19 protein-coding genes are annotated in these 21,121 nt (G+C 40.5%); 9 read left to right on the top strand and 10 right to left on the bottom strand.

Annotation, left to right across the window (positions count from 1 at the left end):
• Nucleotides 1-76: 76 nt before the first annotated feature.
• From ACZ47N_RS10925 to tpx, 8 genes are all read right to left on the bottom strand, one after another.
• On the bottom strand, nucleotides 77-667 hold the full coding sequence (locus ACZ47N_RS10925; RefSeq protein ID WP_464886593.1) for a hypothetical protein: 591 nt from the start codon (nucleotides 665-667) through the stop codon (nucleotides 77-79).
• Nucleotides 668-740: 73 nt separating this feature from the next.
• Entirely contained in the window at nucleotides 741-1,703 is a 963-nt protein-coding gene (locus ACZ47N_RS10920) for a hypothetical protein (RefSeq protein ID WP_464886592.1), read from the bottom strand.
• Between the two features lie 16 nt (nucleotides 1,704-1,719).
• Nucleotides 1,720-2,346 (bottom strand): metallophosphoesterase, encoded by a 627-nt coding sequence (locus tag ACZ47N_RS10915; protein WP_464886591.1) that lies wholly within the window; start codon nucleotides 2,344-2,346, stop codon nucleotides 1,720-1,722.
• A gap of 13 nt (nucleotides 2,347-2,359) precedes the next feature.
• A complete protein-coding gene (locus ACZ47N_RS10910) occupies nucleotides 2,360-3,274 on the bottom strand; it encodes a methylenetetrahydrofolate reductase (protein ID WP_464886590.1) in 915 nt (304 codons plus the stop codon).
• A 94-nt stretch (nucleotides 3,275-3,368) separates the two neighbouring features.
• Nucleotides 3,369-3,593, bottom strand: coding sequence for a MoaD/ThiS family protein (locus tag ACZ47N_RS10905; RefSeq protein WP_464886589.1), 225 nt, complete (start codon nucleotides 3,591-3,593; stop codon nucleotides 3,369-3,371).
• A 185-nt stretch (nucleotides 3,594-3,778) separates the two neighbouring features.
• Nucleotides 3,779-5,578 carry an aldehyde ferredoxin oxidoreductase family protein gene (locus ACZ47N_RS10900; protein WP_464886588.1) on the bottom strand — a complete coding sequence of 600 codons (1,800 nt, stop codon included), beginning with the start codon at nucleotides 5,576-5,578 and terminating at the stop codon, nucleotides 3,779-3,781.
• Nucleotides 5,579-5,829: 251 nt separating this feature from the next.
• Entirely contained in the window at nucleotides 5,830-7,773 is a 1,944-nt protein-coding gene (locus ACZ47N_RS10895) for a sigma-54-dependent Fis family transcriptional regulator (RefSeq protein ID WP_464886587.1), read from the bottom strand.
• Nucleotides 7,774-7,822: 49 nt separating this feature from the next.
• Nucleotides 7,823-8,332, bottom strand: a complete 510-nt coding sequence (gene tpx, locus ACZ47N_RS10890) for a thiol peroxidase (protein WP_464886586.1) — start codon at nucleotides 8,330-8,332, stop codon at nucleotides 7,823-7,825.
• A 149-nt stretch (nucleotides 8,333-8,481) separates the two neighbouring features.
• Between tpx and ACZ47N_RS10885 the strand changes: the two genes are divergently transcribed.
• On the top strand, nucleotides 8,482-10,440 hold the full coding sequence (locus ACZ47N_RS10885) for a molybdopterin-containing oxidoreductase family protein (RefSeq protein WP_464886585.1): 1,959 nt from the start codon (nucleotides 8,482-8,484) through the stop codon (nucleotides 10,438-10,440).
• Between the two features lie 44 nt (nucleotides 10,441-10,484).
• Here the strand turns inward: ACZ47N_RS10885 and fabZ are convergent, their stop codons facing one another.
• Nucleotides 10,485-10,910 (bottom strand): 3-hydroxyacyl-ACP dehydratase FabZ, encoded by a 426-nt coding sequence (fabZ, locus tag ACZ47N_RS10880; RefSeq protein ID WP_464886584.1) that lies wholly within the window; start codon nucleotides 10,908-10,910, stop codon nucleotides 10,485-10,487.
• A 357-nt stretch (nucleotides 10,911-11,267) separates the two neighbouring features.
• Here fabZ and ACZ47N_RS10875 point away from each other — a divergent pair, with 357 nt between their 5' ends.
• From ACZ47N_RS10875 to argH, 8 genes are all read left to right on the top strand, one after another.
• Nucleotides 11,268-12,281: a beta-ketoacyl-ACP synthase III gene (locus ACZ47N_RS10875; protein ID WP_464886583.1), complete on the top strand. Its 1,014-nt coding sequence runs from the start codon at nucleotides 11,268-11,270 to the stop codon at nucleotides 12,279-12,281.
• 10 nt (nucleotides 12,282-12,291) lie between these two features.
• Nucleotides 12,292-13,245: an enoyl-[acyl-carrier-protein] reductase FabK gene (fabK, locus tag ACZ47N_RS10870; protein ID WP_464886582.1), complete on the top strand. Its 954-nt coding sequence runs from the start codon at nucleotides 12,292-12,294 to the stop codon at nucleotides 13,243-13,245.
• Nucleotides 13,242-14,267: an ACP S-malonyltransferase gene (fabD, locus tag ACZ47N_RS10865; RefSeq protein ID WP_464886581.1), complete on the top strand. Its 1,026-nt coding sequence runs from the start codon at nucleotides 13,242-13,244 to the stop codon at nucleotides 14,265-14,267. The genes fabK and fabD overlap by 4 nt, the downstream gene beginning before the upstream one ends.
• Complete coding sequence (gene fabG / locus ACZ47N_RS10860) at nucleotides 14,197-14,940, top strand: 3-oxoacyl-[acyl-carrier-protein] reductase (protein ID WP_464886580.1); 744 nt, start codon at nucleotides 14,197-14,199, stop codon at nucleotides 14,938-14,940. The genes fabD and fabG overlap by 71 nt, the downstream gene beginning before the upstream one ends.
• Before the next feature lie 20 nt (nucleotides 14,941-14,960).
• Nucleotides 14,961-15,194 carry an acyl carrier protein gene (acpP, locus tag ACZ47N_RS10855; protein WP_464886579.1) on the top strand — a complete coding sequence of 78 codons (234 nt, stop codon included), beginning with the start codon at nucleotides 14,961-14,963 and terminating at the stop codon, nucleotides 15,192-15,194.
• 37 nt (nucleotides 15,195-15,231) lie between these two features.
• On the top strand, nucleotides 15,232-16,476 hold the full coding sequence (fabF, locus tag ACZ47N_RS10850; protein ID WP_464886578.1) for a beta-ketoacyl-ACP synthase II: 1,245 nt from the start codon (nucleotides 15,232-15,234) through the stop codon (nucleotides 16,474-16,476).
• 165 nt (nucleotides 16,477-16,641) lie between these two features.
• On the top strand, nucleotides 16,642-17,193 hold the full coding sequence (locus ACZ47N_RS10845; protein ID WP_464886577.1) for a biotin transporter BioY: 552 nt from the start codon (nucleotides 16,642-16,644) through the stop codon (nucleotides 17,191-17,193).
• 93 nt (nucleotides 17,194-17,286) lie between these two features.
• A complete protein-coding gene (gene argH / locus ACZ47N_RS10840; protein ID WP_464886576.1) occupies nucleotides 17,287-18,675 on the top strand; it encodes an argininosuccinate lyase in 1,389 nt (462 codons plus the stop codon).
• Between the two features lie 47 nt (nucleotides 18,676-18,722).
• On the opposite strand, the gene ACZ47N_RS10835 is transcribed toward argH, so the two are convergent.
• Nucleotides 18,723-21,101 carry a cellulose biosynthesis cyclic di-GMP-binding regulatory protein BcsB gene (locus ACZ47N_RS10835; protein ID WP_464886575.1) on the bottom strand — a complete coding sequence of 793 codons (2,379 nt, stop codon included), beginning with the start codon at nucleotides 21,099-21,101 and terminating at the stop codon, nucleotides 18,723-18,725.
• Nucleotides 21,102-21,121 lie beyond the last annotated feature (20 nt).

The raw sequence follows: 21,121 nt of genomic DNA, 5'->3' as shown, positions 1-21,121 counted from the left end.
ATCGATTTAGCCTCTCATTGCAGAAAGCAGCCTGTTTTCGCAGGCTGCTTTTTTGTGTTTTCTATGTGTACCGTCTTTATTCAGCTTCCTTGTTTCTTCCATCAACCCATGCATCAAACTTTTCCATGACCCGATCATAGGTCTGTCTAGATATATCCGGCAGCCCACCCAGTGCTTCCTCTGCTGCTTTAAATCCTTGGATAATAGCATCCTTCAATAATGCTGCCTTCGAGGTGTCTCCACCAGATAATGCGATGGCAAAATCAACAATCCGATCACTAACTTTTTCAACCCCCAACTCTCCATCTGGTCCAATCATTGCTTCTAACTCTATCTTAGCTGTTTCATCCACTTCCAGACTTTCCATCTTATCAATTTGCTCCGTCGATACTCCTTGTCGTTCCAACAACGCCCTCACAATATCCTTCAACTGTTGATGAGCTGCTTGACTTTCCTCCCATAACTTGTCGATAGCTTTATCGTCTGGCACATACATCGGTTTATCATAGGTGACTTTTTCAACCGACTTTTGTGAATCCATTTTGTCTTGAATTACCTTCTCATTTTTCCCTAACTTTTGAGACTTGATTTCTAACTGCCATTCATCACCCTTTTTCCGATTCATTTGAACTTGTCTAAAAGCCACAACATTGTGATTAACCATCATTTCAACATCCTCCTAACAAATTAAATATCGGCATTTAAAGAGAGGAATTGATAGGAATTTTTCGACTTTACACTCAAGAATTCAATTTCTTTTTAAGGGCTTGATGTTGATAGATTCCTTCTTCCTTTTTAGATCTTTTATCTTTAGCTGTTTTTGTTTTCTTTTGCGTTTCTATCCATCCAATTTTATTGTTTCGATAATATAGGTCCATATCCACCAACCGGTTCCCTTTTTCATCATATTCTAATCCCATCAGAATGGCTTTTGTTTCCTCTGGCGGCATAAAAGAAAACAGTCTAATTTGATAGGCTACTACCGATAATAATATCAAGGCATGGTCTTTTGTCCAACTCTCACCCAGCACATAGCCCATTTCCAATGCCGTCACTACATGCATCAGGCGTTTATAGTGTTTATCATAGTCCCCATAGCTGTCATAAATATTAATTCGATACTCATACCAATCATCTTCTCCCATGCTATGACTGATGTAAAGCAGGACATTACGCCTTAAATGATCATAGAGCTCCTCCGCTGGAACATTTATAAGAAGATGATCTCCTAGAACATCCTCCTCTTTTAACCTGCTCATTAAAGGTTTATTCGTTAACCAAACAAGAGACTGGTCACTTCTTCCCTGTCTAATTCCCTCTTTCCAATGAATCGTCTTTCCACCATAGTTCTCTATCAATGCTTTCATGATTCTATCTTCATTCCCAGGTATTCTCATGACCAAGGATCTGGTGGCAATATCAACACGGCTAAGAAGAGGAGCCATCTTCGTATTAATTAATTGTGAAAGTGCTTCCGAACTATTGCTTTCTGACAAAAGAATATATAATGCTTCCTCTACATTCGTGGTAATAGATCTCACATCCGTAAGAAAGAACAAACTACATTTTTCGTCTGAATTACGTATCCCTTCTTCCAGCGTTACCCTGCTGGCAATTCCATATTTTTCCATCTTCTCCAAGGTATCTACTGGTGCATGCGTACGAATAAACAACATATTTGGGCCTTTGCGAAGTGCAATCATTAGATTCCTCCTAATTCTAAAGACCTGTTTTACTATGAGACATTTTCCGATATTCATTCGTCCCATAAGGATATTCAAGATGAAAAATCCTCCAAGTATCCACATCAATCACATTAATATTTAATATTCCATTTAACATAACCACATGCTCATCTTCTTCGTGGGATGGTTCGTATTCATGTCCAAAACAATAATAACCTCTTTTTTTTGGACTTTCTTCTAAGGAATGGCTAAAATAAAAATCCCTTCCATATAAATTCAAGGGTATATCCCCCTCATTTGTCACCGTACATACTTGCCGAATCACTTCACTTTGATCATGATTTCCAGCAACAACCACCAAGTGTGCTGCAGGTGCCAATCTTTTTATCGTATTTAGAAACGAAACAGCCGACTCTTTATATTCCCTTATATGCTGCTTGCAGTATTGTATTTTATAGTTATCCGCTAAGTCTCCTGTATGAATGATTACTGCTGGATTCAATCTTTCAATTATCTTATAGATAAATGGATAAATCTGAGTCGGAGTGTCACTGATATGCAAAATCCTTGGCCCTTTACTTTTCAAAAGGACTGGTGGTATATATGGTCGATGAAATAGCCCCCATACAAATGCTTTCCCTCGGTTGGCTGATTTCCTCATTTCAATTTTCCTTTCATTTCATCAGTTTCTTTATATCCTTCATCAACTCAACCGAAGCATCTATTTCTTCTTTTTTAATCGAAACGCTTTCTACATTGCATCCAATGGGAATTTGTTTTTGAGTGGCGAAATCTAACAATTCTTCAAAAATATTCTGAGATAGTTTAATGGACTGTTTTAAAGTATCCGAAGAATATACTAGTTCATTTTCCATCCACTTTGGTATGCTAACCCCTAACCACTTCATAAAATTCAAGGTTTTTACAGACCCACAAGGAGTTAACGTAAAAATCATTGGTACCATTTCAATTTCTTTTTCTCGACAAAGATAATAATAATCCGATAAAAAATTTTTAGATGCTTCAATATGATAGACTGCCTGTGAGACAAAGAACTGACAACCGTTTTCCATTTTATGCAATACTCTTGTATGCTCACTTTCCTTCCTTAGATGTCTCTCTGGTATCGCAACGCCACCCAGCATAAAGTTGCTGCTTTTGTTTTTTGCCAATTCATATGCACTTTCCAGACTAACGGTTACGCGTTGAGTTCCCGTAGCCGCTCCTACAAAAACAGAAAACCGAGTGGCTTCTTTCGAATTGATCACCCAGTCTTCTAGCCTATCTTCCGAATATTTCCCAACGCATCTGTAAATAATTCTAGGAACTTCCAGCTCCTTTAAGTAATGCTCGCTATATCTGTCTGGATCCACTGTCTTCATATATGGAAAAGGCCTTTTTTCCTGACACCGTTCCTGTTCATCTTGAATGTCATAAATAATCAGTCCATCGATCTCCATGGTTTTAATCCGGTCTTTTTGTCGGTTAGAAATCTCCATTAATTTTTCAGGTGAATGATTGTTCTTAGGGGGGGTTATGCCATACAATAAAATTCCCGATTGCCTATTTACTATTTTTTCTTTAAGCATTTCTTTTCCTCCATATATTTTTGCTTTTTTCGTAAAACATCTCAAAGCCATTCTTTATTTGCGGTTCCAATTTTTTCATCCTCCAAAACCACAATCACCCACCCCCTACTGGTGGAAAAATAGAAATAACATCCCCTTCTTCTATGGCAGCTTCCAGCTTTCCATCTCTTCCATTTACTAGGTAAATAGCAACATCTTTTTCTTCTATTTCTATTTTCTCAATTAATTCTTTTCCGGTTATCCCGACTCCACCTTCCACTTCTAATTCTTTCCCTCTTCCTTCACGCAACGTAGCAAATAATCTAACTTTTATATTCATTTTTTTCTTCCTCTCCTCCCTATTTATGGATAGGCTTTTTATACCCATCTACTGAATCTGAATCCCTAAATTCCAATAAATACTCTATCAATAATTTCGATTCTCATCGACGTTGTATTCCTATAGGAAAAAGAGCCTCTTTAAATAAAGAAGCTCTTCTACACAATAATGTGGTTTATTGATTCCTATCTTTTAATACTTAACTCATCTAATTTAGCCTGGCTTGGAGTTCCTTGTGCATCCCAACCTCGTATTTCATAATACGCTGGAAGCATTTCACCTAATCTGGACTTTTCTCCTTTAGAGGGGCCTTCAGCAATAGCTTCATTAAGAAGTCTCGACGGTAAAGTATCTTGATCCTGTCCAATTCCCGATGCCATATTAAACATTTTTTCCATATTCCAAATTCTTTCCCCTGCCTTTAACAAAGAGCCCGCATCATAATCAAATCCAGTTACTGCCGAAAGCATATCTGCGTAATCATCTGCTGTCATGGCAAAAGAAGTAAATAGGCAAAGACCTGAAGAATCAATAGCTGCTGTAAGATCTTGGAATATTTTAACCCATTCAGGTTTACCAGCTACATCAAAGCGATCAAGCTTTTCTGGCAATGCTAATATCTCAGGAGAAATCAGGTAGGCTCTGACATGACATCCACCACGGTTTGAAGTTGCATATGCAAGCCCTTGGCCTTGAATAGCTCTAGGATCGTAGGCAGGAAGTTCTTGCTTTTTAACACTCATAGAAAGTTCTGGATGCCCATACATATCAGCCATTCGATAAGAACCTTCAGCCATTTTATCGCCTAGACCTTCACGAAGACCCATGCGTTTTGTCCACTCAATAACTGCTTCTGCATTACCAAATTCCAAGGAGAGTCCATCTAGTTCATCCTCCTTGATATAGCCTTTTTCATATAGTTCCATAGCCGCAGCTAACGTAGCCGAAGCAGAAATTGTATCCAACCCTACTTCATTACACCAGTAGTTTGCTTTGATTACACTTCCAAGGTCATTCACCCCGCAGTCAGCGCTGAATCCCCATAAGGTTTCATACTCAGGACCACCGCTTTCAATCCCTTCATCCACTTTACAATGACGACCACAAGCAATTGGACATCCAAAACATCCTGTATTTTTAATCAGGTACTTTTCAGCCAAGGTTTCACCACTGGTTTCTTCTGCTCCTGCAAAAGTAGACATCTGGAAATTATTAGCTGGATATACACCACTTTCATTAACGATGTTTACTAATACAGCAGTACCGTAGGTCGGAAGTCCAGTTCCCGTTACGCCGTTTTCTCTTATTTTTGCAGTAGATCGTTTGACCACTTCTTTAAGTTTTTCTTTGTCCGCAACTTCAGGTTTGCTTGAACCTTTAACAGTAATGGCTTTAAGATTTTTAGAGCCCATAACAGCACCAACACCTGAACGTCCTGCAGCACGATCGTAGTCATTCATAATGGCTGCTATCTTGGAAAGCTTCTCGCCACCAGGTCCAATATTAAGAACCTTTGTCTTCTCCCCTTCTGCTTCTAAAAGCATTTCCGTGGTTTCACTAGTCATTTTCCCCCACAAATTCGTTGCATCTTTTATCTCAATTTTATCATCAACAATATTAATGTAGACAGGCTTTTCGGATTTACCCTCAAGAATGATCATGTCAAAACCAGCAAATTTCAACTCCGCTCCCCATCTTCCACCTGAATTAGAAGAAGCAATAGTACCTGTTAGTGGAGATTTTGTAATGGCCATATACCTTCCACCTGTAGGCGTTGGGGTTCCACTCAGCGGTCCTGTTGCAATAAACAGCTTATTTTCAGGACTCAAGGCATCTACCTTTGCATCCACTTCTTCCGAAAACATTTTTGTTGCCAATCCACGACCACCTACATAAAGCTTCGCTAGTTCTTTGTCGAGTGTTTCTGTTTTAATATCACCTGTTGACAAATTGATTCTTGCGATTTTCCCTGTATAACCGTACATATTTTTCCTCCTTTACATCTATGCTTCATGGGCTAGTAACGTATCCTATCATAATTCCATTGCAAGTCGCATGCCAACTTTTTCTTTATCTTCCATCCTTATCCTAGTTTCTACCTGGATGATTGATAAAAGCACATTCTCAGCAATGCCTTTTTTTCAAAATATTCAATATTAACAATCGTCTCTTTCCTCCTTTCATTATTTGTTCCATATCAGAACGACTAGCAGCGGTCAACCTGTTCGTTTATGGATCACTGTTTCGTTTTGTAACAGTCTATACCATATTTTTTCGCTTTTCGATAGAAAGTATTTCTTCCTATACCTAACGCTTCTGCCGTCAAAGAAATATTCCCATTAAAACATCGATATATTCGTTCAATATGTTTTCTTTCCATCTCTTCTAGGGAAACAATACGGGGATCTTCCTGTTCATGGTGCTGTAAAAGTTCTTCCTTCTCATCATCTTCTTCCCAAAGATGGCATGTATCTAGGTTTATAATTTGTTCTACGGCATTCTCTAACTCTCTTATATTTCCGGGCCACGTGTAAGCCATCAATATGTCTAGTTGCTCAGAAGTTAAAACAACTGGACTTTTTCCTAGTTTAATGGATTTTACAGTGATAAAATAATCCACTAAAAGGCTTATATCATCTTTTCTCTCTCTAAGAGGAATGATTTCCAGTGGCACTACATTCAATCGATAGTAGAGATCCCTTCTAAAATTCCCTTTTTCTACTTCTAATTTTAAATTTTTATTGGTTGCCGCTACAAGTCTTACATCCACCTCTAGTTCTTTATTGCCTCCTACTCGATATAGCTTTCCTGTTTCTATCACTCTAAGGAGATTCGTTTGCATATCATAAGGCATCTCGCCTATTTCATCTAAAAACAGAGTGCCTCCATCGGCCCATTCAAACTTTCCAGGTTGACCACCTCTTTTGGCTCCTGTAAAAGCGCCTTCCTCATACCCAAACAACTCAGATTCAATAAGTGTTCTTGGCAAGGCTCCACAATTAATGGCAACAAAAGCTTCATCTCTACGATTACTGGCATTATGAATGGCTTGTGCAAACACTTCCTTCCCCACTCCGCTTTCACCTGTAATGAGAATAGTAGAACTGCTTTCTGCAGCACGCCTAGCATATTCAATGATATCCAAAAACCTCTTGTTCCGACCAATGATTTTATCAAACGTATACACGGCTCTGCTTCCAACAATTCTATGTGCAATTTTACGAGCTTTTTTAACTTCATTTATGACACATACCACCCCATGAAATCGACCATCTTTATAAGGAATAGGATGGGTTGTAAAGGAGCATCGACTTTTTTTTGTTTTTCCTGCAATGCTCAATTCTTCCTCTAGATAATTTACTCCTCTGTCCAAGTTTTGCTGTATTCTATCCCAGGTCTCTACCACTTGCGAAACATGCATTCCCTGTGTCTCATCAGAGTCATACCCTATCATTTCCATAGCCGCACTATTAATCGTTTTAATATAGCCTTTAGGCCCTACTGTGAAGATCCCAGATGTAATGGAATCCACAATGGTTGAAATTGATTTTCTTGCTAATTCCAATTTTTGATTTGCTTCTCGAATTGTCATCATATGTTCTATGGCATTAACAGCCGCTACTACCATCCCCAAGGTATGAGAATTCACAAGATGAGAACAACCAGTTAAGTCTAGAGTTCCAATAATCCGTCCTTTAGGATCGTGAATAGGGGCTGCTGAGCACGTCCAACGATGATATGCCGTAACGTAGTGTTCCTCCCCATCTACTTGCACAGGAACTTCTTCCACTAGGGCTATCCCCATGGCATTGGTTCCGATATGTTTTTCATGCATATATGCACCACGGATCATCTGAAGTCTTTCGGCTTCTTTTAATGCTTTCTCATCCCCCTGTATATCTAAAATACATCCTTCCCAATCTGTCAGGATAGCAAAAAAACCAGAGCCTTTTACAAAATCACAGAGTTGTTCTAAAAACGGTGTAGCTGTTTGAATCAATTCATGATTTTCTTCCATCTTCTCGTGTAATTCTTCTCCTCGGAGAATTTTAGAACTATAGATTCTCCCCATTTCTACACCATACTCAAAACTCCTGGCGTGGGATCGTTTTATATATTCTTTCGTATTATCAGAATCGTCATTTCTATGAATTCGAAATACCTCTTCTACGTTTTTCATCGCATGGCCCTACCCTTCAAAACATCTAACATTCATATTCAGCAATGTTCTATAATTGCTTTAAAAAAGCCAAGGCTTCTTCATAGTTGGGTTGTTCCCCAATTTCCGGAACCATTTGCAAGTAGCGTATAACGCCTTTCTCATCAATGATAACCACACCTCTTGCCAACAAACGGAACTCTTCCATTAAAAATCCAAATTTCAGACCAAAATCTGCTTCTCTATGGTCCGACAGGACCAAAGCATTATCAATACCTTTCGCAGCACAGTATCGCTTAAGGGCAAAAGGCAAATCCATACTGATGCTGATCAAGAGTGTGTTATCAAGAGAGGCGGCTTCCGTGTTAAAATGCATTGTCTGTAAATCGCATACATCCGTATCTAAAGATGGAGCTACACTAATAATAATTTTTTTACCTAGATTTTCCTTTAGTACAAAAGGGGTTAAGTCCAGGTTCAGTGCTGTAAAATTTTGAGCCATCTGCCCCACTGTCAATGAATTCCCTACCAGCGTTACCGGGTTTCCTTTCATCGTTACAATTCCTTTTCTTTTTTCCATCTTCAACACTCCTTTTATTTTGATTTTACTGACTACTCTTAAGGCTACATTGAAACAAATTATTCCTTTATCTAAAAAAGAATTCTTCAAAAATCCTCTTTTCCCTTTCCCTCTGTACGGGTATACTATCATTAGAAAGGCGGTGTATTATGACCACATATAAAAGCGCCTGTAGTCTTGACTGTTGGGATGTTTGCAGCATAAAGGCTGAGGTTAAGAAAGACTCATCTGTGCTCATCAGTGGAGATCCTGAAGATCCCATCACCCAAGGATTCCTTTGTAAAAAAGGATTGCATTCGGCTAATTTTTACAAGGATCCCACCCGTATTACTCAACCAATGAAAAAGCACAATTCTCTATGGCAAAAAATCACTTGGGAGCAAGCATTTTTAGAAATCAGCGAACAACTAAATAATATCCTTTCCACCCACGGATCCCACAGCCTCATTCATTATAAAGATGCAGGTCATGGTGGTCTTTCAAAAAACATCGACACAGCTTTTTTCAACGCCTTAGGTGGTGTCACCACTTCTACTGGAAGCCTATGTTGGGGGGCTGGAATGAAAGCCCAACAACTTGACTTTGGCCAAGTCTACAGCCATCATCCATCGGATATGTTAAATAGTCAATGTATCCTTCTATGGGGCAAAAATCCAATGGATACGAGTCCTCACATGGTCCCTATTTTAAAAGAAGCTTCAAAGAAAAATATTCCGATTTTAGTCGTTGATCCAGTAAAGAGTGCCAGTGTTTCCCTTGCCACCCATCATTACCCACTACTACCTGGTAGTGACGGACATCTGGCATTAGCAATGGCCATTTTACTAGCCGAAAAAAACATGATCGATACCCACTTTATAGAACATCACTGTCTAGATGCAGATCTGTTTCTGAAATCCCTCCAGCAATTTTCATTAGAAGAACTTATCTCCAAAACAGGTCTATCAATTCAACAAGTCAATGAGTTAACAAATTTGTATGGATCTTCCGCTTCAGCTACTATTTTTATGGGATATGGTCTACAACGCAACCGATATGGTTGCCGAAATGTGCGCCTCATCGATGCACTAGCCGCCTTAACTGGTAATATCGGGATAAAAGGCGGCGGCGTTAATTACGCAAATCATTACATGAACCAGTTCATTAATAAAGATCACTTGCATCATTCCATCAAAAAAGCCACACCAACATTCCCTCAGCCAATTTTTGCAGACTATGTTCTTTCAACACGTCCCGAACAAATTAAAGGAATCTTTGTTACCTTAGCCAATCCACTTGTACAATTGCCAGATACTCAAAAAAGTATTGAAGCCTTTGAATCCATTCCTTTTAAGGTAGTGATTGACCAGCGCATGACAGACACAGCTCAAAGAGCAGATTACGTTTTACCCTGTACTCATATTATGGAAGAATCCGACTTTATTATGTCTTCCATGTGGCACAATTATTTTACGTATACAGAGCGGGTGGTGGCTCCTGCTTACAATGTAAAGCACGAATTCGAAATTTTTCATGGCTTAGCAGAAAAGCTAAACCTTACATCCTTTACTCAGCAATATCCAACTATTTCTAATTACGTTAATACCAGTCTAAAACCCTTGTGTCGAGAACTAAATTGTAGCCCAGAAGAATTAGTTGGTAAGCGGCATTTTTTTCCAGGAAATGAAATTCCATGGAAAAACAAAATTTTTGAAACAGATGATGGCCGTTACCATTTTTTCATTCCCAGAGAAAAAAACAATCTAACAGCTGTCGAAACCAAGGATTCCCATTATCCACTGCATCTAATTTCCGTACACTATAGGCACTCCATGCATACACAGCATTTTTCCAACCGTAGCGAGTCCGACCTTCCAGAAGCTTTCCTCTCATCCTCTTCTCTAAATACGGATGAATTAGCTAACGGCGATATTTTTCGACTTGTTTCGACTACTGGGGAACTAACTTGCCGTGTCGTCATCGATGAAACACTTCCTCACAATGTAGTAAAGGTTGTTCAGGGATGGTGGCATAAACATGGTAGTATCAACCAATTAACTTCTCAACAGATGACAGATAGAGGCCAGCAGGCTACCTATAATGATTGTTTTTGTCGCTTGGTAAAGTAGCAATTTCCTAACAGATTAAAATCCATAAGCAGCCTACTGAGGTTCTATGAAATAGCAAATAGAATCTCTGCTTCGGCTGCTTTTTCTCCATTAACCGTCGCTATGCCCTTTCCAGCCCCAAAGGATTTCCTAACCTTGGTAATCTCTATTTCCAACTTCAGTATATCTCCCGGCACTACTTTTCTTCTGAATCTAGCTGAATCAACACCAGCAAAATAGGCGGTTTTCCCTTTAAAGGATTCTTCATTCAAAAGAAGGACTGCACCTACCTGTGCCAAAGCCTCCAGAATTAACACCCCTGGCATAACAGGTTCTTCTGGAAAATGTCCTTGAAAAAAAGGCTCATTCATCGTTACATTCTTGAAACCTACCGCCGTCTTTCCTTCTTCCAAAATTTCCACTTTATCAATAAGTAAAAAAGGATACCGATGGGGTATACATTCCATTATTTCCTTAATCCCTTTTTCCATCTTCTCATCAACCTCTCTTTTTACAATGTTATTCTTACCTCAAAAGCAAAATGAAAATTCTTACTATTTACTATATCATACACTCCTCCCCTTTTTCAAGTTAAGTGCGCCAATTTGACACGGCCTACTAGGAAATACAGTTCTATTATAGAACAGTATTTCCTAATAGCTTCTTATTCATCACTCTTTCCTCTTTTCTACACCAGGAATCTTACATAACCTTTTTCAAAAGGTTTTGCTGAATTTTTTCAGAAAATGTTTAAAAAAATCTTGCGCTTTCAAAAAATACACGATATACTGTTTTAGTATCTGGTACTAATATCTGATTTTATCTGTTAATGATAGGAGCGTGGCCATTTGATTAAACAGTGCTGTGCCATCGTAAGTGGCATTGGTAGTTATGTTCCAGATCATATTATAACAAACCATGATCTGGAGAAACTTGTCGATACCAACGATGAGTGGATACAAACAAGAACGGGAATTCAAGAACGAAGAAAAGCCGATTCTTCTCAGGCAACTTCAGATCTAGCAACAAAAGCAGCCCACAACGCCTTGAACTCAGCAGGCATATCTCCTGAAGAACTGGACGCCATTGTTGTTGCCACCACAACGCCGGATATGGCGTTTCCCTCTACGGCTTGCATTGTTCAAAAAAACATCGGAGCTTCTCATGCCTTTGCTTATGATGTAAGCGCTGCCTGTGCTGGATTTCTTTTCGCATTATCCACTGCCTCTCAACATATCCAATCAGGAATGTGTCGTCACGTTCTACTCATTGGAGCTGATAAAATGTCTCATATCACAGATCCTCAGGATCGTAACACCTGCGTGCTGTTTGGTGATGGTGCTGGAGCCATTATCTTAAGCAGTAGCACCACTGATGCAGGTATTATCCATACAGAACTAGGATCTGATGGTCGTCACGGAGATATCCTATCTGTTCCCGGTGGTGGAACAAGGCAGCCTTTGACAGAAGAGACAATTCCCTTTAGAAAACATTTTATCGATATGAACGGAAGCGAAGTTTTTAAAATGGCTGTTCGCGGTATGGGCAACAGTGCAGGATTGTTACTCAAAAAAACAGGTTACCACATAGATCAAGTGGACTGGTTAGTTCCTCATCAAGCAAATAAAAGAATAATTGATACTTTGGGCAAAAAAATGGGTATTCCCAAGGAGAAAGTTTTTATTAATTTACAACATTATGGTAATATGTCTGCAGCTTCCATTCCCGTAGCCCTCGATGAAGCATACCGATCAAACCTGCTAAAAGTAGACCAACTTATTCTCATGGTAGCTTTTGGCGGCGGATTAACCTGGGGATCGTCTCTGCTTCGCTGGACGATGGAATCTCAGAATAACCAGTAGGAGGAATTTTATGTTCAAAACAGAAATCTGTGAGTTATTAAACATTGAAGTGCCTATTTTACAAGGAGGAATGGCTTGGGTTGCTACAGCAGAATTGGCAGCAGCCGTTTCCAACGCTGGAGGGCTAGGAGTTGTAGCAGCCGGCAATGCTCCCGCCCATATCGTTGAAGAACAAATTATAAAAACCAGAGAGTTAACGAACAAACCTTTCGGTGTGAATATCATGCTACTCTCCCCCTTTATTGATAAAGTCGTAGAAGTAGTTCATCGTCAAAAAGTACCTGTTGTCACTACGGGAGCTGGAAACCCAGGAAAATATATGTCCTATTTGAAAGAATATGGTGCAAAAATTATTCCTGTTGTTCCTTCCGTAGCTTTGGCTAAACGAATGGAACGTGCTGGTTCTGACGCCATTATCGTAGAAGGCACCGAAGCTGGTGGTCATGTTGGCGAATTAACCACTATGGCTTTAGTACCACAAACCTCACAGAGTATTTCGATTCCAGTCATCGCAGCTGGTGGAATTGCAGATGGCCGAGGTTTTCTTGCCGCACTATCCTTAGGGGCGAAAGCCGTACAAATTGGCACACGCTTTGTCTGTTCTACAGAATGCATCGCCCACGATGCGTATAAGGAAATGCTTGTAAAAGCAGGGGACAGAGATGCCGTCGTAACGGCAAGAAGCACTGGACATCCGGTTCGCGTCTTGAAAAATCGTTTTGTAAAAGAGCTTATCGCTTTGGAAAAAGAAGGGATCAGCTTAGAAAAACTCGAACAGTTAGGGGCTGGTAAACTTCGTATGGCTGTTCAAGATGGCAATGTTCAGGATGGTTCTGTTATGGCTGGTCAAATAGCTGGTCTAATCAAGGATATTAGGCCCTGTAAAGAGATTATCGATTCCATTTTACAGGAAGCTGATCACCAATTTAATCAGCTGAATCTATGGAAAGGAGAAGAAAAATGAATCGCCTCGCATTTATTTTTCCAGGTCAGGGCGCTCAATACGTAGGCATGGCAAAGGACTTTATTCAACAGTATCAATCGGCTCGAGAAACCTTTGAAGAAGCAGATGAAATACTTCAAATGCCGTTAACACGCTATTGTTTGGAAGGCCCTGCCGAATCATTAAATCAAACCGAAATTACACAACCTGCCATCCTAACGACCAGTATCGCCATGTTGCGATTGTTAAAAAAAGAAGGCTTTTATTCGGAGTACACAGCAGGATTGAGTCTTGGAGAGTATTCTGCATTGATTAATGCCGAGTCTATGGATTTTAAAGATGCGGTAAATCTGGTTCGATTACGGGGAAAATATATGCAAGAAGCCGTTCCTCAAGGAAAAGGCGGAATGGCTGCCATTCTTGGTTTAAAAAGAGAACACCTTAAGACGTGTCTGGATCTTGGATCAGCTTTCGGCCAGGTGTCTGTTGCTAATTTCAATTGTCCAGGACAAATTGTGCTATCTGGCGAAACAAAAGCAGTCCAGGTTGCCATGGAAGCATGTCGTGAACACGGGGCTAAAAAAGTAGTCTTGATGCCTGTCAGTGCACCATTCCATACTTCCATGCTCTCTTCTGCTGGCGACAAATTATCCGAGGCTTTAAACCAACTCCAACTCCAAGTTCCAAATCAAGTGGTTGTAAGTAATGTTTCCGCGACTCCTATTCCTAATGTACAAGCAATTGCTCCATCCTTAATCAAACAGGTGAGTCATTCGGTTCTTTGGGAAGACAGCCTTATGTACATGATGGAACAAGGATGCCATACTTTTATTGAAATAGGCCCTAGCAATAGTTTAAGTGGTTTTGTAAAACGAACAGCAAAAGAATACAAAATGCCTTATGCATCCTATCATATAGAAACTGTTGAACAGTATTTATCGGTAATGGAAACCATTAACAAGGAGGAATTAGATGCTTCTACAAAACAAAAATGTGTTGATTACGGGGGGCTCTCGGGGAATCGGACGATCCATTGCTCTTAAAATGGCCTCCGAAGGAGCTAATATCGCTGTTAATTATGCTCATAATGAAGAGGCTGCCATGAGTGTGGTTAAAGATATCCAAGCTTTAGGCGTTAATGCCATAGCAGTTAGATCCGATGTCTCTGACGAAGCTCAGGTTGCAACAATGATGGAGGACATTCATGAAAAGCTTGGCCCAATCCATGTCCTAGTAAACAATGCTGGTATTACCCGGGACGGCCTTCTGCTTCGAATGAAGTACGAGGACTGGAAGTCAGTCATGGATATCAACCTCACGGGCACTTATCTTTGTTCAAAAGCAGTCATTAGAGATATGATAAAATCCAAGAGCGGACGAATCATTAATTTATCCTCTGTTGTGGGACTATCAGGAAATGCAGGCCAATGTAATTACAGTGCTTCAAAAGCTGGTGTAATTGGTTTTACAAAGTCTTTAGCCAAAGAACTTGCAGGAAAAGGGATCACCGTTAATGCCATTGCACCTGGGTTCATCGAAACCGAAATGACAGATGCCTTATCGGAAAAAATGAAGGAACAAATCCTTCATGAAATTCCAATGAAGTGCCTAGGTAAAGCAGAAGATATCGCAGAAATCGCTATTTTTCTAGCGACGAATAAAAGCCGTTATATGACTGGACAGGTGCTTCAAGTAGACGGCGGAATGGGAATATAAAATCTAAGGAGGAATATAAAATGGTATTTGAAAAAATCGCAGGAATTATCGCAGAACAATTGGAGTTAGAAGGTGTTGAGGAAATAAAGGCAGAGACATCCTTAATGGATGATCTAGAAGCAGATTCTTTGGATGCCGTCGAGATCGTCATGGCAATTGAAGATGCTTTTGCTATCGAGATTTCTGACGAAGATGCCGAAGGATTTAAAAACATTGGTGACATCGTAAAATATGTCGAATCGAAACAGGGATAATACCCCTGTTTCCTTTAATTAGAAGGAGGCTCTTATCATGAACCAACGCGTGGTCATTACCGGCATGGGCTGTGTCACTCCCATTGGCACCGGAGTAAGCACTTTTAAGGAATCTTTAATGAATGGAGTGGGCGGAGCAGCCCCCATTACTCTTTTTGATACAACAGACTATAGTGTTCAATTTGCTGCGGAAGTAAAAAATTTCGATCCTACCCTTTATCTAGATAAACGAGAAGCTAAAAAAATGGATCGCTTCACACAATTTGCAGCTGTTGCCGCTTATCAGGCAATGGAAAATGCGGGTTTTACAAAGGACAATCTGAACCCAGATGAGTTTGGAGTTATTCTGGGTTGTGGTATCGGTGGTTTAGCTACCCTGGAGGAACAGCACACCAATCTGCTTAACAAAGGGCCTAGACGGGTCAGCCCGTTTACCATTCCCATGATGATTTCCAATCTTGCAGCTGGTCAGGTAGCCATATTACTTAATGCAAAGGGACCTAATATGACCATTGTCACAGCCTGCGCATCCGCTACTAATGCTATTGGAGAAGCCTTTAAAATGATTCAACGAGGGGCTGCAAAAGCTATTCTCACCGGCGGAACCGAAGCTTCTATCACCCCCCTGAGCATTGCTGGCTTTGCATCTATGAAAGCATTATCCACTAGAAATGACAGTCCCGGTTCTGCCAGCCGTCCCTTCGATGGGGAGCGAGACGGATTTGTGATGGGAGAAGGCGCAGGAATTATCATGCTAGAATCTCTCGAGCATGCCCAACAACGAGGAGCAAGGATTCTAGCTGAATTAGTGGGTTATGGTACACATACAGATGCCCATCATATTACCGCACCAGATCCTGATGGTGCTGGAGCGTCGAAAGCTATGGAAAAAGCTTTAGAAGACGCTAAAGTCGCCCCCACTTCCATTGGTTATATTAATGCACATGGTACAAGTACCGATTACAATGATCGATTGGAAACCCTGGCTATTAAAAATGTTTTTGGTTCTCATGCTTCTAGCCTAAAGATTAGTTCTACCAAATCAATGACAGGTCACTTATTAGGTGCAGCTGGAGGAGTGGAGGCTATTGCTTGTGTCTTAGCTCTTCAAGAACAGACTATTCCACCCACTATTAATTACGAAAACAAAGATGAATCCTGTGATTTAAATTATGTGCCCAATAAAGCGCAACAAGCATCCTTTCAGTATGCACTTTCCAACTCCCTTGGATTTGGTGGTCACAATGCCTGCATTTTGATAAAATCTTATGACGAAGCATAAAATCTATTCTTAGGCTTTCCTCTTAAACCCGCTTTCGCGGGTTTTTTTATTATGCTTTTCAATGCTTCCCTAGAAGTCTTGTTAACTATTTTTATCGTTGTGGTTGACAAAGATTTTTTCATCCACTATACTTTTTATAGAATATACTTTTAGGAGGTTACATCCATGTCTACCAAACTCTCTGTTTACGATTGTACACGTATTGCCTTGCTTTCTGCTCTTATTGCAGTATCTAGCTACATTATTATCCCACTTCCTTTTTCCCCTGTTCCCGTCACAGGGCAAACACTAGCCATTATGTTATGTGCATTGCTTTTAACACCAAAACAATCTGTTTTAACCTTGGTTATCTATTTGCTTATAGGCGTATCTGGTGTTCCTGTGTTTGCAGGTGGCACCGCAGGACCAGGAGTCCTTTTGGGTCCGACAGGTGGTTTTTTAATTGGGTTTATTCCTATGGCCTTTTTTATTAGCTATTTTAAAGGCACTCATCCCCACCTTCTACGGTATTTTATTGTTTCTGCCTTAGGCAGCTTGGTTATTCTTAATCTCGTAGGTGTGCCATGGTTAGCCTTTTCAGCAGGAATAAGCTTTTCTCAAGCTTTAACCCTGGGATTTTTGCCCTTTCTACCTGGTGGTATTCTAAAATTATTCATGGCTGTCTTGTTGGCATGGAAGCTCGTCCCTCAACTTCAACCCATTCTTTCTAATCGTTAATCATAAGGAAAACTAGAAACCATCTATCAAGGGTTTCTCTTGACGTTAACATCCTCATGAATTATGATGGTAAGAAAAAGAGGAGGGACCTCTATGGAAAAAAAAGCACTGTGGAGTGGTCGTTTTGCTGGCTCTACAGCAGAGAAAATGCAGCAGTTCAGCCAGTCTCTGGATACAGACTGGTATTTTTTTAGAGAAGATATTGCAGGAAGCCGGGCACATGGTGCCATGCTCTTTAAAATGGGTCTTTTGTCAGAAGACGAACAGGAAAAAATCGATCTTGCACTTCGGGAAATCGAGGATGAAATAGATAAAGGTGAGTTTGTTCCAGATATAGCCTTGGAAGATGTTCATATGAATATTGAATCTCGGCTTATCGAAAAACTTGGTCCCATGGGTGCTAAAATTCATACAGGTAGATCCAGGAACGATCAAGTCGCAACAGACTATCGGTTATTTATGAAAAAAAAGATACAGTCCATTTTGCATCAACAAAAACTGCTACTTGAATCATTATTAAAGAGAGCAGAGATGGATATGGATATCATCTTACCTGGATTTACACATCTACAGCATGCACAACCTATTTCTCTCGGACATTTCTGGATGGCCTATTTTTGGAAATATTCTAGAGATTTATCACGAATGATGGCGGCTTTTCATCAGACAGATCAAAGTCCTCTTGGAGCTGGAGCCTTAGCAGGTACCACTCTGGCTATCGACCGGCACTGCACTGCTCAATCCCTTGGATTCTCCAGCGTTACAGAGAATAGTCTGGATACCGTATCGGATCGAGATTATCTCTTAGAATTTCTTTTTGCTTCTTCTACTTTTATGCTTCATGTCAGCCGCTTATGCGAAGACCTTATTTTATGGAATACACAAGAATTTGATTTTATTGATCTACCTGATGCATACTGCACTGGTTCTAGTATGATGCCTAACAAAAAAAATCCAGATGCACTGGAACTTATGCGAGGTAAAACCAGCGGAGTCGTTGCATCCATGCAAGACCTCATGATGAATTTAAAAGGATTGCCCCTTACCTACAATCGTGATTTACAAGAAGATAAACGCCCTGTCTTCCATACACTGAAAACCATGGAAGAAGTCCTTGGAATATTACCTGATTTTCTATCAGAAATTCAAATGAAACCTGCCTCTATTGAACCACATCTAAAAAAAGGGTTTCTATTAGCTACGGATGTAGCAGAATATCTGGTTGCTCAAGGAGTCCCGTTCCGAGAAACCCATCATATTGTGGGACAAGTGGTTCAATATTGCTTGGCAAAAGACAAAGATTTTCAGGACTTATCCTTAGACGAATGGAAACAATTCAGCTCTTCTATTGAAGAAGATCTACTCCCTCTACTCACTGTAGAATCTGCCGTTGATCGTCGAAAGAGCTTTGGCGGCACAGCACGATCCGATGTGAAACGCCAAATTGATTCAGGCAGATCTATTCTTACTGAATTAAACTAAGACTCCCCCTCATCCATTAGGACTGAGGGGGTTTTTTGCCCCCACTTTCAATAACTTCTATATTTCCAGATGGAGACTATTAGAATAAATATCAACAGTACGACAAATGTCCCTAGTGTTAAAGCCCTCAGATTGATGATTTCTCCTTCTTTTTCCAAAAATTGGCTGTCCTGGGCTTCTGCTTCCACATCTTCTTCCATCCATCTTTGCTGAAAGCTTCTTAACCGGTAGTCACTCTTGATCCGAAAATCCTGATCCATGAAAAAAACGTCACCAGCTACCTTGTTATCCTCCCGCTCAAGAAGCTCTTGGATCCCACGTTTTAAGGCTCCTTCATGGGTTCCCACTACAAACAAGCTGTGATTCCCCTCATGGTACAAAAGTTGTGCTGCTGCTAAGGTTGTATCCAACCTTAAAAATCGGGTCATCTCTTCTTCGTTTATAATATAGGACTGGGTATCGTCAACTTGAATTAGCGTTTCTTCAAGGTACTTCCCTTGGATACCAGCTTCTCCGTTAAGAAATATCAGCCGGTTCCCTGCTTCGGCATAATCTCCCAATAATACCTGAAAAGGCTTTAACTGTCGCTGGCGGTCTCCTGCCATTCGGGATACAAGTCTTATTCCCTCCGACAGCAACTCCTTTGAAGGTTTTTCAGGAAACACCATATAATCAACATGGGTTTGGTTGATGGATGCAAAAGGTCTGGGAAAGTCTTCCAGAAAAAAACTTTCTTTATGATCAAAAGGGCCTTTCAGGTAGGATGCCTGGGAAACAAAAGCCCATATGTTTTGACTGCTTCCGGTTAAACATGGATCTTCAGCACCAGAGTTGAAGCCTATTTGCAGATTAAAATCCGATAATCCCTGTAAAGAAGAAGGAATGGAAAAGGTGTATTCCTGCTCCTGATCATTAGGAATGATTCTCTGACTTCCGATTCGTTCGTTATTGATAGAGAGGGTGATCACTCCATTTTCATGGTAGGCTGGATGGTAACGGCTCCGAATCACGATAGAGCTCTTCTGATCCAGTCCATATCCTGGCGGTGTCTGCAAAAATATCTCTGATTGTCCTTCTCTTCCTTCAATCAACATATTTCCATAACCTAGGGATTCCAGTGTCATTCGTTCATCTTCTCTATTCATTACTGAAATTTCTGGTATCTCTTCTTGATCAAGAAGAATCGCCCCATTAAATTCACCGATAAAATCATCCCTCAGAAAGATCCGACTTCCTTTGGATCGAAGTGACTCATCCCAAGAAAGAATAAAAAGGCCAGTAGTGTTTTCTTTTACAGATTGATAAAGCCCCAAAGTCCCTTGTTTTATATCCTCTTTATCTCTTTCCGGCAAAAAACCTTCAAAATCAGGACTTCCTATATAGATAAAATGATTCTTCAAGCTTTCCAAGTCTCCAACATCCTCCAGGGAAACCACCTGGAAGTCTACTTCTTTTTCCGAAACATTGGCATAAGAAGCTAAGGAATACACCATGGTATACATGGCTTCTATATTCGCCTCTGTAAAAGAATCCAAAACAAAGGTAGCCTGCAGCCAAGGATCCGCTTCATGACTCAAAAAAGGATAAGGAAAAATCTGATCTGCTCCTTCCCTTTCATAAGCTACTTCAAAGTAGGTTTCCTTCAGCAATGTCAGCCAGAGAGCCGGGTTGTTTTCATCTTCACACAGTTCATCCGTCAGTCGGTGGTAGGTCAGCAGACTGATCTGGTTTTCCTCCTGCAAAAATGCTGCTTTGATGGGAATTTTTTTGTAAAACATCCCTTCTTTATCCCTCAGAAAAAAGGATTCTACTGGCATTCCATTAAGCATAACTGTTACCGAAGAATATGGATAATCCACCAGGGGTGAATGATGGTAGTAAAGATGCAGGATCCCGTCATCCACAGGCTTTTTATTGCGAAGGCTCACATTAAGACTTCCGCTTCCAGAAAACCCTCTGAGAATCTGATCGTTTTCAAGGGAAACCGTCTTAACAGAAGGTTTCTCAAGGATCTCCCTTTCTTCCCTTTCCGTCTCTATAAACGCTGTTTCCTGATGATTGGCAACTTCCCCTCCATCCATCTGTGACATAAGGATCTGTCTGCTTCTTTCTGGCAATTGATACACGTAAGCATTGGAGTCAATGCTTCTTGCCCTGTCCAGATCCTGACGGGCTTCTGCTTCGCTCTGATAGGGTCCCACAACCACCCGATATCCGGTTTCTTTTATAATATGAGCCGTAAGGCCGGTTTCTTCTACCCTCGCTTTAAAGACATCGGCATAGGGCTCTGTCATAAACATCCCCGCTTGGATCACATAGTCACCAACAGTGATGTTATCCCCCTCTGCAAATGCTGGTGTTACCAATGTTGTCGCCAGCATCAACAGAATCACCCAGCCAGCCAGGATTCTTTTCATATGCTTCATACCCATTCCTCCATTTTTTT

It is taken from the genome of Tindallia texcoconensis (genome assembly GCF_055383815.1).
This window is presented reverse-complemented; position numbering and strand designations above follow the sequence as displayed.